This is a genomic window from Paenibacillus sp. FSL E2-0201, assembly GCF_037963325.1.
GTDB lineage: Bacteria > Bacillota > Bacilli > Paenibacillales > Paenibacillaceae > Paenibacillus_AQ.
Window position 1 is genome coordinate 1,860,710 of sequence record NZ_CP150154.1, and the last position, 14,278, is coordinate 1,874,987.

At 42.6% G+C, this 14,278-nt stretch carries 13 protein-coding genes; 10 read left to right on the forward strand and 3 right to left on the reverse strand.

Annotation, left to right across the window (positions count from 1 at the left end):
* The first annotated feature begins 16 nt into the window (after positions 1-16).
* The 4 genes from NSU15_RS08220 to NSU15_RS08235 are packed head-to-tail and all read left to right on the forward strand — an operon-like array spanning position 17 to position 3,422.
* On the forward strand, positions 17-1,318 hold the full coding sequence (locus NSU15_RS08220; protein WP_339291284.1) for an ABC transporter substrate-binding protein: 1,302 nt from the start codon (positions 17-19) through the stop codon (positions 1,316-1,318).
* A gap of 43 nt (positions 1,319-1,361) precedes the next feature.
* Complete coding sequence (locus tag NSU15_RS08225; protein ID WP_339289856.1) at positions 1,362-2,426, forward strand: LacI family DNA-binding transcriptional regulator; 1,065 nt, start codon at positions 1,362-1,364, stop codon at positions 2,424-2,426.
* A gap of 51 nt (positions 2,427-2,477) precedes the next feature.
* Positions 2,478-3,044, forward strand: a complete 567-nt coding sequence (locus NSU15_RS08230; RefSeq protein ID WP_042125490.1) for a GNAT family protein — start codon at positions 2,478-2,480, stop codon at positions 3,042-3,044.
* A gap of 18 nt (positions 3,045-3,062) precedes the next feature.
* Entirely contained in the window at positions 3,063-3,422 is a 360-nt protein-coding gene (locus NSU15_RS08235) for a DUF4440 domain-containing protein (protein WP_076120854.1), read from the forward strand.
* A 78-nt stretch (positions 3,423-3,500) separates the two neighbouring features.
* On the opposite strand, the gene NSU15_RS08240 is transcribed toward NSU15_RS08235, so the two are convergent.
* Genes NSU15_RS08240 through NSU15_RS08250 form a run of 3 tightly spaced genes read right to left on the reverse strand, consistent with a single transcriptional unit; the run spans position 3,501 to position 6,857 of the window.
* Entirely contained in the window at positions 3,501-4,673 is a 1,173-nt protein-coding gene (locus tag NSU15_RS08240) for a glycosidase (RefSeq protein ID WP_076120853.1), read from the reverse strand.
* Positions 4,670-5,884 carry an AGE family epimerase/isomerase gene (locus NSU15_RS08245; RefSeq protein ID WP_076120852.1) on the reverse strand — a complete coding sequence of 405 codons (1,215 nt, stop codon included), beginning with the start codon at positions 5,882-5,884 and terminating at the stop codon, positions 4,670-4,672. The genes NSU15_RS08240 and NSU15_RS08245 overlap by 4 nt, the downstream gene beginning before the upstream one ends.
* Positions 5,885-5,906: 22 nt before the next feature.
* On the reverse strand, positions 5,907-6,857 hold the full coding sequence (locus NSU15_RS08250; protein ID WP_076120851.1) for a 1,4-beta-xylanase: 951 nt from the start codon (positions 6,855-6,857) through the stop codon (positions 5,907-5,909).
* Between the two features lie 304 nt (positions 6,858-7,161).
* Between NSU15_RS08250 and NSU15_RS08255 the strand changes: the two genes are divergently transcribed.
* The 6 genes from NSU15_RS08255 to NSU15_RS08280 all read left to right on the forward strand — a co-directional run bounded on the left by NSU15_RS08255 (position 7,162) and on the right by NSU15_RS08280 (position 14,241).
* Positions 7,162-7,941, forward strand: a complete 780-nt coding sequence (locus NSU15_RS08255; RefSeq protein WP_076120850.1) for a response regulator — start codon at positions 7,162-7,164, stop codon at positions 7,939-7,941.
* 319 nt (positions 7,942-8,260) lie between these two features.
* Complete coding sequence (locus NSU15_RS08260; protein ID WP_042125500.1) at positions 8,261-9,631, forward strand: extracellular solute-binding protein; 1,371 nt, start codon at positions 8,261-8,263, stop codon at positions 9,629-9,631.
* A gap of 129 nt (positions 9,632-9,760) precedes the next feature.
* The gene (locus NSU15_RS08265) at positions 9,761-10,642 is read left to right on the forward strand and encodes a sugar ABC transporter permease (protein ID WP_042125503.1); all 882 of its coding nucleotides are present in this window, start codon (positions 9,761-9,763) and stop codon (positions 10,640-10,642) included.
* A 3-nt stretch (positions 10,643-10,645) separates the two neighbouring features.
* The gene (locus tag NSU15_RS08270; RefSeq protein WP_339289857.1) at positions 10,646-11,479 is read left to right on the forward strand and encodes a carbohydrate ABC transporter permease; all 834 of its coding nucleotides are present in this window, start codon (positions 10,646-10,648) and stop codon (positions 11,477-11,479) included.
* Positions 11,480-11,551: 72 nt separating this feature from the next.
* Complete coding sequence (locus tag NSU15_RS08275) at positions 11,552-12,583, forward strand: glycoside hydrolase family 130 protein (RefSeq protein ID WP_339289858.1); 1,032 nt, start codon at positions 11,552-11,554, stop codon at positions 12,581-12,583.
* A gap of 695 nt (positions 12,584-13,278) precedes the next feature.
* Positions 13,279-14,241 carry an alpha/beta fold hydrolase gene (locus NSU15_RS08280; RefSeq protein ID WP_339289859.1) on the forward strand — a complete coding sequence of 321 codons (963 nt, stop codon included), beginning with the start codon at positions 13,279-13,281 and terminating at the stop codon, positions 14,239-14,241.
* The last annotated feature ends 37 nt before the right edge of the window (positions 14,242-14,278 follow it).

Below are 14,278 nucleotides of genomic sequence, written 5' to 3' on the forward strand. Positions count from 1 at the left end.
CTGTCCGTTGAAGGGGATGAGATTACACTGGGCTATGCGTACCGTACTGCTGCTTCTCTTTTTGATATCAATAAGTGGCTGTGAGAACAACACCAATCAGACGGAATCTAAAGTGCCTCCAGTTGGAAATGAGGTGAAGTCTGACTTATCCGGCACCATAGTCATGATGACCAATCGAATAGATTTGATTGAGAACGGAACCTTTCAAGGATATGCAGAACAATTCAAGCAAAAATACCCAGGCGCGAATGTCGAATTCGAGGGTCTGTCCAACTACGCAACGGATATTCTGGTACGGCTGTCCACTAAGGATGCGGGTGATGTACTGCTGCTTCCGGTAAATCTCCCTGCAAAGGAGCTGGATTATTTTTTCGAGCCGCTGGATGAGGAAACAACTGCTGGTGAACGGTTCCCTTCTTTTTCTACTTATAAGGGCAAACGATATGGGGTATCGACGGGAACTACCACGGTTGGGATCGTCTATAATAAGAGAGCTTTCGAAAAAGCAGGTATTACTTCTGTTCCGCGGACATTAGATGAATTCTATGAGGCTTGTGCTAAGTTGAAACAGGCAGGAGTTATCCCGCTATATATGAATTATGGGGCGGTTTGGCCACTGCGTGAATGGGGGAATACTCTAGTTAACTATATGGCAGGCGACCCTGAATATCTTAATAAAATGGTAAATGAAGATAGCCCGTGGCAGCTTGATAATGAATGGGGGAAATCGATTTCTATTGCCAGAACCCTAATATCTAAAGGTTATGTTGAAGATGAACTCTTCTCGAACAATTGGGAAATATCGAAGACTAAGCTCGCCAAGGGTCAAGCAGGGATGTATTTAGTTGGAAATTGGACCATTAGACAAGTCCTTGATGTTGGAGCTTCGCCAGAAGATATTGGATTCTTCCCATTTCCATATGATAATAGTGACTCTCATTATGCGCCGATCAATTCAGACTGGTTCATGGGGGTAAGTAAATATAGCAAGAATAAAGAGCTTGCAATGGCTTGGCTGAACTTTTTTGTGAAGGAGACTTCCTATAAAGATGATTGGGGATTTCTCCCTGCTGACGGCAGCTTAAACCCTTTTATGCCGCAGTATCAAGAGTTTTTATCTTACAAACCGAAGCTGCTTGATCCCACAGTTCAGAGTGATGCATTCATTGATATCGCAAATCGTGCCAAGCTATCCTTTTGGTCCGGTGATTATATTCAGGAGTTACTTGCTGCACCTGATTTACAGAAGGCCTTTGATGAACTGAATGCCAAATGGAAGGAAGCGCGAGCGGAAACACAGGTGGCTTCACAGCCTTAAATATTTAAGTACATAAATTTCAAGTAAATCTGGAGGGTTTAATATGGCTAAAAAGGTCACCATGCAAAAAATAGCCGATCATCTCGGTGTATCTAAATTTGTTGTCTCTAAGTCACTATCGGGTAAAGCTGGCGTTAATGAGACGACCAGAGAACGAGTTATTCAAGCGGCTTCGCAGTTAGGCTATTTTACGCAAAAGAACGCTTTTGTCCAAGGTATTAAACGAACGCCTCCGGTGGCGGGGAGTGATCGGAATAAGCAATCTGTGCTTGTATTAATGCCGAATATCCGCTCACAGACTCAGGATTCCTTGTATTGGGGAAAGATTGTGGACGGTATTGCTCTTGCTCTGGATCAAGAAGGACTAGGAATGGTGATCATCTCTGAGAACCGTGCAGATAATTTCGTTAATATCTTGAACCCAAGCGGGATTCTTGGTTTGGTAGGAGTGGGTGAAATCTCCACTTCTTTACTGCTTGAGGTACATCGTATTGGTCTGCCGATGGTGTTAATTGACCATGAAGATCCATTAATTCCAAGTGATACTGTATTCGCGAACAATGTGGATTCGATGGCTCGGCTGACTAATCATTTGATGGGGACAGGCCATACCCAAATGCATTTTATCGGGAATATTGGATTCTCACGCAGCTTCCGTGACCGGTGGATTGGCTTTCGGAGTGCGCTGGAGGAAAGTGGGATAAGACTGCCTTTGGAAGATGACTCGAATCTCTTTTTGGAAGGGGTGGAGGAAGATGTATTCCAAGAGGATTTTAAAAATTGGGTGATGAAGCGGAAAAAAGCGAAGACACTCCCAACCGCCTTGGTCTGCGCCAATGACAAAACAGCACTCTCGGTCAGTGATATCCTGAAGGCAGAAGGTCTTAATATTCCAGGGGATATCTCGGTTACGGGCTTTGATAATATTGAGGATGCCTCAAGGGGCATTCCGCCGCTAACTACTGTACATGTCCCTAAAGAAGCGATGGGTCGGGCGGCAGTGGAGAAGCTGCTAAGCCGGATTGGGCATCCCTCTGCGCCACTGGAGAAGATCCTGATCGCAGCAGACATAGTGCATCGTGATTCTGTGGATAAACCGCGCGACTAGAAATTAGTTTTACAAATATATAATGGTGAAGGTAGTTTAGGGGGAAATGCTATGACTGAAGCAAATACAATGCCAAAGATAGATGGCGAGCATATTATTCTGCGTGCTGTAGAAGCGACCGATCTGGAGGCTTATTATAACTTTTTACTTGATGAGGAGATGGGACGTCTAACGGGGTCACAAGGAGAAATCTCTCGCAAGCAAACTGCGGACTGGATTCGAAAAATTAGTGTTCCAGCTGAGGATCGTGTGGATCTTATGATTATCGTCAAGGAAACGGATGAGCTTATCGGAGAAGTGGTGCTGAATGAAATAGATCCGGATAACCGCAGCGCAAACATTCGAATTGGGATTCGTAGCCATGAACATAGAGGGAAAGGTTACGGTACTGAGGCTATGACTCAAATGCTGCAATATGGCTTTGAAAGCTTGAAGCTGCATCGCATCCATCTTGGTGTGTATCCATTTAATCCAAGAGCCATTCATGTCTATGAGAAGCTCGGTTTCAAACGCGATGGTGTGGAGCGGGATGCTCTTTATGTTGATGGAGAATTTCATAACTTGATTTTGATGTCTATGCTGGAGGATGAATACCGGGCTTTGTATGAGACAAAGTGAGATCGAAGGTGATCGAGAATGACGAGAGAGGCTAAGCTAGAGGTCTATTTACGCGAGTTAGAAGAAAAATTATTAAAGCCAGAAATTCGTTCTTCTCCTGAAGAAATATCAAAGCTGCTCGCCGACGATTTTTTTGAAATTGGTAGTTCGGGTGGAATGTGGTATAAAAGTGATGGTATTCCTGAAGAAGGACTAGGAATTGTTCGAATGACACTGAGTCGTTTTGAGCTACATCTGTTGTCTGAGGATATAGCGTTAGTAACCTATCGAATCTATAACGAAGACAAGAAGCAACATACACTGCGCAGTTCAATATGGAAGTGTAGGAATGGAGAATGGAAGATGTATTTCCATCAAGGTACACCTGCCCGTGTCTAGTAAGAAGAAAAAAAGCGTTCTCAGTAGAAACTTTAACTGAGTACGCTTTTTTTTCTGTATAAGTTTAAAAGCCAAACCCTACAGTGCTAAATTACGATCAATGAGAGCGATACGTTGCTGTACACAAGCATATGAGCGAAGCGGATCCTCAGGAGTGTTCAGCACGTAATCTAACATTTGGTCAACGGTAGTTGTAGCTACATGGATGCGAGTATCGGAGGAAGCGTAGTAAATGTAGATCTCACCGTTATCACGTGCAATCACACCATTACAGAACACGACGTTAGAGACATCCCCGACACGTTCTTCACCGTCTGGTGCGATGAAATGACCGCCTGGTGAATGCGTGACTTTGTTTGGCTCCTCCAAATCAGATAAAAAGGCATAGAGCACGTATCTAAGCCCAGCAGCGGTATTGCGTACACCATGAGCAATATGCAGCCAGCCTTTTGCAGTTTTGATAGGTGCAGGACCTTGACCATTCTTTACTTCCTTGATGGTATGGTAGTGGCGTTCATCCATGATAGTCTCGCTCGTAATCTCGGCATCCTCAATGGTATCCGAGAGTCCCCAGCCAATACCGCCACCGGAGCCTGCATCAATAAAACCATCCTGTGGGCGAGTGTAGAAGGCATATTTTCCATCTACGAATTCAGGGTGAAGCACCACATTACGCTGCTGAGCAGAACTCGTCTTAAGATCAGCCAGACGTTCCCAGGTCTTCAAATCCTTTGTGCGAACAATACCACATTGTGCTACTGCGCTGGAAAGATCGCCGTGTGGGGCGTTTGGATCTTTGCGTTCTGTACAAAAGAGACCGTAGATCCAGCCATCTTCATGGCTTACGAGGCGCATGTCGTAGACGTTGATATCCGGAACTTCTGTCTCAGGCAGCACGACTGGGTGATCCCAGAAGCGGAAGCCATCCACCCCATTGTCACTTTCAGCTACAGCAAAAAAAGATTTGCGATCATTACCTTCAACGCGGGCTACGAGATAGAACTTGCCGTTCAGTTCAATCGCACCAGGGTTGAATACACCGTTTACACCGATTCTTTCCGCGAAGAAAGGGTTGGTGTCTGGGTTGAAGTCGTAACGCCAGATTAGGGGAGCATGCTCAGCGGTAAGCAGTGGATGAGCATAGCGGTCATAAATACCGTTTCCATAAGGAAGCTTTTCATTTTTACGGGTTATCAGTGTTTCATAACGATCTGTTAATTGTTGTTTGCGTTCTTGAAATAATGACATTATACAGTCTCCTTTATTGTTGATTTCAGTCGTGCGATCATTTCGAAGCAGGCTCTGCTGTTATGATAAGGACATTTCCAGGCACTAACCTTTGGAGCATGAGCTAAAGGCTGGTAATTCTCATCTACACTCCAGTACCATTCGCCTAACTGGTGATCTACCATATATTTATCAATAAAAGTCCAGGAGGCTTGGGCAGCCTCGTTAAATTTGCTGTCACCGGTCAGCTGATAAGCATTATAGAATCCTACAACCGCCTCGGCTTGCGGCCACCAATCTTTCTCTTTGCTCAGTAATCCGTTCGGGTCTGCCTCATTCCATATTCCGCCGTCGTTATCTATGCCTTCCGCAAGAACGGCCTCTGCCATGGAGATGGCTACTGTATGTACACGATGCAGTAGTTCTTCATGTCCAAGCGTTTCTGCTGCTTCCACAAGTAACCAGCTACCTTCGATATCATGTCCGTAGGAGATAATATCTGATTTCACAGTCCATGCTTCATCTAAGAAAAGATGGAAATGCTTGCCTTCCTTATCAATGATATGATCCAGCATTGTTTCGATTAGCTCAGCCAGCTTGCTCTCTAGTTCCTTAGACTTCCATACTCGAAAAAGTCCGGTATAAGCCTCTAACACATGCAGATGCGTATTCATAGATTTTTTCTCATTCATATCCTTACTGCTAAGACTTAGGTTATCCGTGATTTGCCATTCCCGGGATAAAGCTTCAACATAACCTTTATATATAGAATCATAGCCGTATTTCTCTACAAGCTGGAACAATTGAATCGCTTCATCCAATACCTCAGATCGTTCGGTTGCATGGTAGAACTCAGCCAATGCGTAGATAGCAAAAGCTTGGCCGTAGATCTGTTTTTTCTCCTGAGCAGGTTTGCCTTCAGCATCGACCATCCAGTATAAACCGCCATACTCTTTATCGATGAAGTGATCCATCAGATAGGCATAGGCACGTTCTGCCATAGCTAGATATTCTGTCTTGCCGTAAATCCGGTAAGCGCTCGCAAAGGACCATAGAATACGGGCATTAAGCACAAGGCTTTTCTCCGCGTCAGGACTAGTGTTCAGCTGATTGTCAATCTCGCCAACAAATCCCCCATTAATTTTGTCCTTCGTTTGTTTCATCCAAAAACTGAGGATATTACCCTGCAGCTCATCTTCAAGCTGGGTAATCCATAATTCTGGTGAATTAATCATTGGTTATTAGTCACTCCTCACATTACTTATTGATTTTTGAGGTGAAATATTCGTTGATAATCCCTGCGGCTTGCTTGCCATACATACAATAATCATCATTCTGAGCAGCTTCATGAATGGGATAAAGATGAGTAGGCCAGTCCCAGAGCATAAAGCCCTGAACCCAATCTCTGCGCTCACAGCCTTGAAACATTGCCCGATAGAACTTGCTTTGTTCCTCTTGGCTCGGTTCACCCTTTAAGGTCCAGTCATTAGGAATAGCGGCGCTTCCGCTCCGGCTTGGGCAACCGGCTTCCATGAAAAAGAAAGGCCTATTCTGTGATCGCACTACATTCTCAATCCGGTCGAGCTGAGCTTCCCAATCGTTAGCTGGATAATACCCACTTGAAGAAATCACATCGAGCGCATCCCACCAGGTTACGTTGTCCTCCTGATACTTGTCGCAATTGTAAGTAAGAATTCCTGAGTAAACCTTCCGAACCTCAGCAATAAGTGTGCGCCATTCAGTTTCCCGCCTATCCGTTTGTACAAGCTCACAGCCGATACATAACATCTCACAGCCTGTTTCCTCAGCGATGGAGGCATAGTGCAGAATGAATTTGGTATATGAGCTGAACCACTCAGACCATTTAGGCTCGCAAGGAACATCCTTATCGAAAAAGTTAATGTGAGCACGCCAAGTTCCGTCAGCACAATTAACAATCGGCTTCAGGCATACCTTTAACTGTAATGATTTCGCTTTACTGATGGCCGATTTCACTTCTTCATCACTAACGGTTGGAGTTTCCCAATAGGGAATTTCCGTTGAATGAGCGGTAGCTTGAAGCGCACTAAGAGCAACAGCTGTCCAGTTCGCTCCAGTAACTGAAGACATGAGTTCCATCGAACGTTCCGCTTCTTCTGTTTTCCATGAACCACGAGTACCCGAGAAACCCCAGGTTACACCTGCAATGTATTCGTTGTTAAATCGCATTGAGAATCCCCACCTTACATTGAAAATAGAAAAGAGAAAAATTAGCAAATCTTAATTTTGTTATATAGTTATTATTAATTTGTTAGTTTATAATAACAACTTAATTTAGTTATATACTTTTTCGAAGATGATTTCAAGGACAATTTATAGTTGCGGCTGGGAAATTTGAATAACTTTCGTTATAGTAAATACAAGACTATAAATGAGCGCAATCCTACATTGACGTAATACATGTGGAGAATACTATTCGTGATGATAGCGCAATCATAATAACTGGCCGATACAACTGGAGGGAAGTACTCAAATGATAAATATTATGATTGCGGACGACGAGGAAGTCATTCGCAGAGGGCTTGAAAAAATCACATCCAGGATGGAATTAGACGTACATGTAATTGGATCCTACGGAAACGGGTTGGAAGCTTGGGAGCATATTGAAAAGTTATCCCGAGAGGATATGGATCTGCTTATTACAGATATAAAAATGCCTAGAATGGATGGTTTTAAGCTAATTGAACAGGTTAGAGGACAGATGGAGGATATGCCTATTGCCGTTCTTAGCGGGTTTAGTGAATTTGAATATGCCCGCCGAGCAATCCGTCATGGGGTGATGGATTATTTACTAAAACCGATTGATAAGACTCAGCTATATGAACTGCTCAAGAGAGTAGAGGGTGCGAAGAAAAAGAACGTCAAAGACCAGGAGGAGATGTTCTCTCAAGGGGCAGACGGTGGAGAGCATTACGTAGTTGAACAGACTAAGAGCATACTGGAGAGGGAGTATGATCAGAACTTCGAACTCGAGCGCTTGGCGGAGACCGTCGGTATGAATGCGAGCTACCTCAGCCGTTTGTTCAAAATAAAGACGGGCCTAACTATAACCGATTATCTAATTCGGATTCGTATTACTAAGGCGAAAGAATTGCTGATGGAGCATCCTGACCTGAAAAATTATGAAATTGCCGATAAAGTAGGTTATAGTGATCCTGTTTATTTTAATAAATTGTTCAAGAAAATGTGTGGTATGACACCAAAGGATTATAAAAGCGGCTGTAAAATATCGAAAATGGAACGAGAGTTTTAGACTTATATAGGAAGCTATTATTTAAGAGGGCGATAAGCTCTCTTTTTTTGTGGTTATTTTCGATAAATTATATAACAGAATATAAATAACAAAAACAAAAATAACAAATACAAGACCAGAAAAAGCAATTCAAACCATCGTTTTGCGTTAAAAATAGATTTATAATGAGTTTGTAAGCGATATCATCACTTGTTTTCATGAGTAATTCAATAATTGTGGAATTGATAAATACTCATTTCAACTATTTGTGATGATAAAAGTTATTATTTTGTTATCTACTAAAAATTAGATTTGAAACGAAGAGAGGGGTCGTAAAAGCATGAAAAAAGGCAAAACAATAGTGAGCTTAATGGCACTGACACTTGTTGCGGGATTGTTTAGCGGTTGTTCCTCAAACAACAACTCCAACAATGAGGGTGCAAAGAACACAGGGAATAAGGGGACATCCACAGAGGCTTCTTCAGCTCCAGCTGAGGATACGGCAGCCAAAGATATTAAAGGGGATATTACAGTAATTACTCAAAGAACGGATATTGTTGATACCGTATTCAAAGAGTATGCGGCTAAGTTCAATGAAAAATATCCTGATGTAAAAGTAAACTTTGAGGCGCTTGCAACTTACGAAGATCAAATTAAAATCCGGATGAGTACTAGTGACTACGGCGATGTTCTTTTGTTACCTACAAGTATAGCAATTAAAGATATTCCCGATTTCTTTGAACCACTGGGTAAACTCGAAGATATGAGCAAGCAGTATACAGGTGTGGAAGAGCGTGCAGTAGACGGCGTTGCCTACGGAATTCCAATGACAATCAACTTTAATGGTGTGATTTACAATAAACAGGTCTTCAAAGACGCTGGGATTACAGAGGTTCCAAGAACCCCTGAACAATTCTTGACGGCTCTTCAATCGATTAAAGATAAGACAAAAGCAGTGCCTTTGTACACAAACTACGCAGCGGGCTGGACATTAACGCAATGGGAAGCGGATCTGGCTACGGTTGCCGGCAATCGTGACTATGTCAATATCGGTCAAGTTGCTAGCGACGATAACTATGTTCCAGGTCAACCTCACTATGAGCTGTACAAAATTCTATATGATGCAGCACAAAAAGGTTTGATTGAAGAAGACCCAACGACTTCAGATTGGGAATCTTCCAAAGCAGATCTAGCAAACGGAAAAATCGGTACTATGGTTCTTGGATCTTGGGCGATTGGTCAAATTAAAGGCCTTGCTGCTAACCCAGATGACGTTGGCTTTATGCCATTCCCTACGAATGCAGAAAAAGTGCTTGTACCACTTGCAGGTGACTACAATCTGGGTGTTAGCATTCACAGTAAAAACAAAGAAGCGGCTAGAGCTTGGGTGGATTGGTTCATTAACGAATCTGGCTACCCTACCACCGAAGGTGGTGGTATGAGTCCGGCTATCGGTGCTGAGCTTCCCGAAATTTTGAAACAATATGAAGGCACTGAAGTAACATTTGACACACTTGCAGCTGCTAAAGCTGGTGAAGAAGGCTGGTCCGATGAAATCGACAAGCAAGCTGAAATTGGTGCTTGGCAGCCAGACTTCAAGAAACGCATTATTGAAGCAGCGATCGGTAACAGAAAAGAATCCTATGACGATATCATGAAGGATCTTAACGATAAGTGGAAAGCTGCCCGCGCAAAAGTCACAGCACAGTAAAAACTATAAGTATTCTAAATGCTATAGGCTGTAGTGAATGTCGGAGGGGATATGCTAATGAGCATTTCCCCCTTCACATTTAATTAAGTCTTTACTAAATGAGGAAGCTTTCTTCTGGAGGTGTATCGGGTGTTCAAGTTTTCAAATTTGAGTTATAGAAATCAACGGATCGCGATAATATTCTTGTTCTCCTTAGTACCGATCGTATTACTGCTCACCTTTGCTTATTATCCAGTTATAAATATGTTTCGGTATAGCTTCACAAGCTGGAATGGACTAAGCAAAAATATGGAGTATATCGGGTTTGAGAACTACAAGACCATTTTTACGAATCCCGAATATTTTTCTGTTTTTAAAGTCAGTTTGTATTATTTCTTTACCACCTTTATTCAGATGGGGCTTGCCTTATATTTCGCAACGATTCTAAGCTTTAGTGTTCGTATGAAAAATCTGTTCAAAGGGATTTTGTTCTTTCCAACCTTGCTAAACGGTGTGGCGATCGGATTTATCTTCCTTTTCTTTTTCAAACCGGAAGGAACTCTGGATACGATTCTAAGCTTGATCGGACTTAGCGGTTTACAGCAAAAATGGCTTCTCAATCCGAATTTGATAAACTTCTCGCTTGCCGGCGCATCACTTTGGAGATATATGGGGATGAACTTCCTGATCTTCCTAGGCGCTATTTCATCGATCGGTAAGGATGTTTATGAGGCCGCTGATATTGACGGTGCAAATAGGTGGCATCAATTTATTCATATTATTATGCCAAGTATCAAACGAATTCTGCAACTGAATCTAATCCTCGCTATTAGTGGTGCGATTGGTGTATTTGAAATTCCGTATGTCATGACAGGCGGCTCTAACGGAAGTAGCACATTTGTTATTCAGACGGTAGATGTGGCTTTCAAATACAGCAAAGTTGGATTAGCGTCAGCGATGGCCGTAGTATTGCTTGGAATTGTATTATTAGTTACTATTCTGCAGCGCGTTCTGATCAAGGAGGAGAAATAAACTATGCATTCAGCAAAATATACCACTGCTAGTATATTCAAATATCTCACCTTGATTTTGGGAGCACTTGCAGCGTTGATACCTATCGTTGTCGTATTTTTCGCTTCGTTAAAAACAGGAACAGAGTATTCTTCAACCGGGCCGCTAACTATGCCTGAAAATTGGTTGAACTTCTCCAACTACACAAAGGCTTTTGTAGACGGGAAAATGCTTCTAGGCTTTAAGAACACAGTCATTATCGTTGTGATTTCTATTGCGGGTGCAACGTTAACGGGTTCGATGATGGCTTACATTTTATCTCGTTTTCAATTTAAAGGCAGTAAGGTTCTCATCGGTATGTTCCTAGTTGCCACCCTGATTCCGGCTGTAACTACTCAAGTAGCTACGTTCCAAATCATCAACAGCTTGGGATTATTTAATACCCGGTGGGCACCAATCGTGATGTACTTGGGTACGGATATTATCGCTGTCTATATTTTTATGCAGTTCTTGGATTCGATTTCCGAATCACTGGATGAATCTGCGATGCTGGACGGAGCTTCTTATTGGACGATTTATTGGAGAATTATTTTGCCACTGCTGAAGCCGGCGATTGTAACAGTAATTATTGTGAAGGGCGTAAATATTTATAACGATTTTTACACGCCTTTCCTATATATGCCGAAAACAGATCTCCAAACGATCTCGACAGCACTCTTTAAGTTTAAAGGACCATACGGCTCTCAGTGGGAAGTAATATGTGCCGCGATTATGATCGCAATTATTCCGACATTGGTTGTGTTTACTGCGTTGCAAAAGTATATCTACAATGGATTTTCGCAAGGTTCAGTGAAGTAAGTTAGTAGATTTAATAACATTATTAGATAAAATAGCAACCCGATAGGTTGCATACATTTGGAGGGAATACTAATGAGTGAAGTGAAATTGGTAGGAGCTAGTGCAATTAACATCCCTAATATGCCTTGGCAGGATAAGCCTGCTGGCTACGAGAATCCGATATGGAGACATAATGATAACCCGGTTATCAAGAGAAATCCTGCAAAAGGTGTGGCGCGTATTTTTAATAGTGCGGTTGCTGCGTATGAAGGTAGCTTTATCGGAGTATTTCGTGTAGAAGATAACACAACTCGCCCACATCTGCGTATGGGACATAGTGTTGATGGTCTGGATTGGAAGATTGATGATGAGCCGATCCAATTTATAGATGAAGAAGGTAAACCTTATCAGCCGCGTTATGCTTACGATCCACGTCTGGTTAAGGTCGAAGATACATTTTATATTATCTGGTGTACTGATTTCTACGGTGCAGCAATCGGTGTAGCTAAAACACAAGATTTCAAAACATTTATCAGCTTGGAAAACCCATTCCTACCCTTCAACCGGAACGGCGTATTGTTTCCAAGAAAAATCAACAATAACTTCGTGATGTTGTCCCGTCCAAGTGACAGTGGTCATACACCATTCGGTGATGTATTCCTTAGTGAGAGTCCTGACTTTGTATTCTGGGGGAAACACCGCCATGTGATGAGTAAAGGTGGTCAAGGCTGGTGGCAAAGTGTCAAAATTGGCGGCGGGCCTGCACCGATTGAAACTACTGAAGGCTGGTTGATGTTCTACCATGGCGTTACTGGAACCTGCAACGGTCTTGTATATAGCATGGGCGCGGTTATTTTGGATATTAATGAGCCTTCGAAGGTGAAATATCGCTCAAAGAACTTCGTATTAACACCGGAAGAATGGTACGAGGAAAGAGGTTTTGTTAATAACGTTCTTTTCCCATGTGCTACTCTGCATGATGCAGAAACCGGTCATATCGCTATCTATTATGGCGCTGCTGATACTTATGTAGGCGTTGCTTATACAACGGTTGATGAAATCGTCAACTATGTGATCGACACCCATGAAGAGGTTGGAGACGATGCGGGTTTAGGCAAAATCTAATAGGGTGAGCAATCTTTTGGGGAACAACTTTTTGTTAGAGTGAAATTGGGTAGATGCTTGGCGCTTTGTAGCGTTCGAAAGAGGTTTACGGCGTGCAGTGTAATGTGTTTTATGTGCTGGGTTCTGCACGTTACACGCTCTATGTTCATTGATTTGGGCTTTTCATTGCATTCTATACAATAGAAACTCTCGATCTTGTCTGAAAAATAGAATCTATTGCACTCTCTGCAATGGTTTTCCGCAAAAATAAATTTTATGCTCGTTTTCGCTCTAGCTGATTGCACAGAGTGCAATAGAACACCGATTTACGCTCATATGGAGTGATTCTATTGCACAAAGTACAGCCAAAGAGCAACGAGTGAGTACTATGAGCTCATTCATGAGACGACAGTATGTCTAGGCTAAAGCTGCTAGTTGCACAAAGTACACTTAAACTAACCTGTTTGGTGATGTTTAGTGTAAATAGCTGCATATTGTACACTTATCTCAGGCGATTTGCCTCGTAATCCCTGCTGTGAGCAAATTTAGTTGTATAGATTGCAATTAAATGAACAACACATATATTTTGCTGTAAATAGTTGCAGAAAGTGCAATTATCGAGCTCTTGTTATTAGTAAAACGAACGGAAAATCCGATTCAGAGGGTTTTCCGTTTCCATTATTTTTAAGAGGGAAAACCTAAAGGAGGATCTTAATATGGGAAGCGACATGACATTGTCACAATTGAAAAATTATAACGGAAGCAGCCCAAAGCCGGATGATTTCAATTCATTTTGGGAGCGGGCTTTGCGTGATCTAGACGCCCAGTCACTAGAGTATGAACTAGAGCCTGCGGAGTTTGTCAGCGAGCTGGCAGAATGTTTTCATCTCTATTTTACCGGCGTTGGCGGAGCAAGAATCCATTGTAAATATGTAAGACCGAAGAAAAGAGGGTCAGAAAAAGGTTCCGGTGTAGTGATGTTCCACGGATATTCCTGTGACAGTGGCGATTGGATGGAGAAGGTGACTTATGCGGCCCATGGGATTAGCGTTCTTGCAATGGATTGCCGGGGACAGGGCGGACTTTCCGAGGATAATTTAACTGTAAAAGGCACAACCATTCGTGGACACATCATTCGCGGCATTGATGATCCTAATCCGGACAATCTTTACTATCGTAATGTGTTTCTGGATACAGCACAGACTGCTCGAATATTGATGTCTATGGAAGAAGTTGATCCGGCACGTGTAGGTGCTTTTGGTTTATCTCAAGGCGGAGCGCTTACAGTAGCTTGTGCAGCATTAGAGCCGCGCGTGAGCATGGCCGTTCCTGTGTATCCGTTTCTTTCGGATTATAGACGGGCTTGGGAGCTTGATATCACTACGTCAGCTTATGAGGAAATTAACTATTATTTCCGTTTTTTTGATCCCCATCATTTACGTGAGGAAGAGATTTTTAATAGACTGGGTTACATCGATATTCAGAATCTCGCAGAGCGAATTCAGGGTAACGTGTTGTGGGTTACAGGGTTATCCGATACGATTTGTCCCCCTTCTACACAGTTTGCCGCATACAACAAAGTACTAGCGCCCAAAGAACTTATGGTTTATTATGAGTACGGTCATGAGTATTTGCCATATCTTTCCGATCGGGTGTTACAAATGTTCATGACCTTGTAAACGATAAGCCAGTAGGCATAACAGACGACAACGGTGG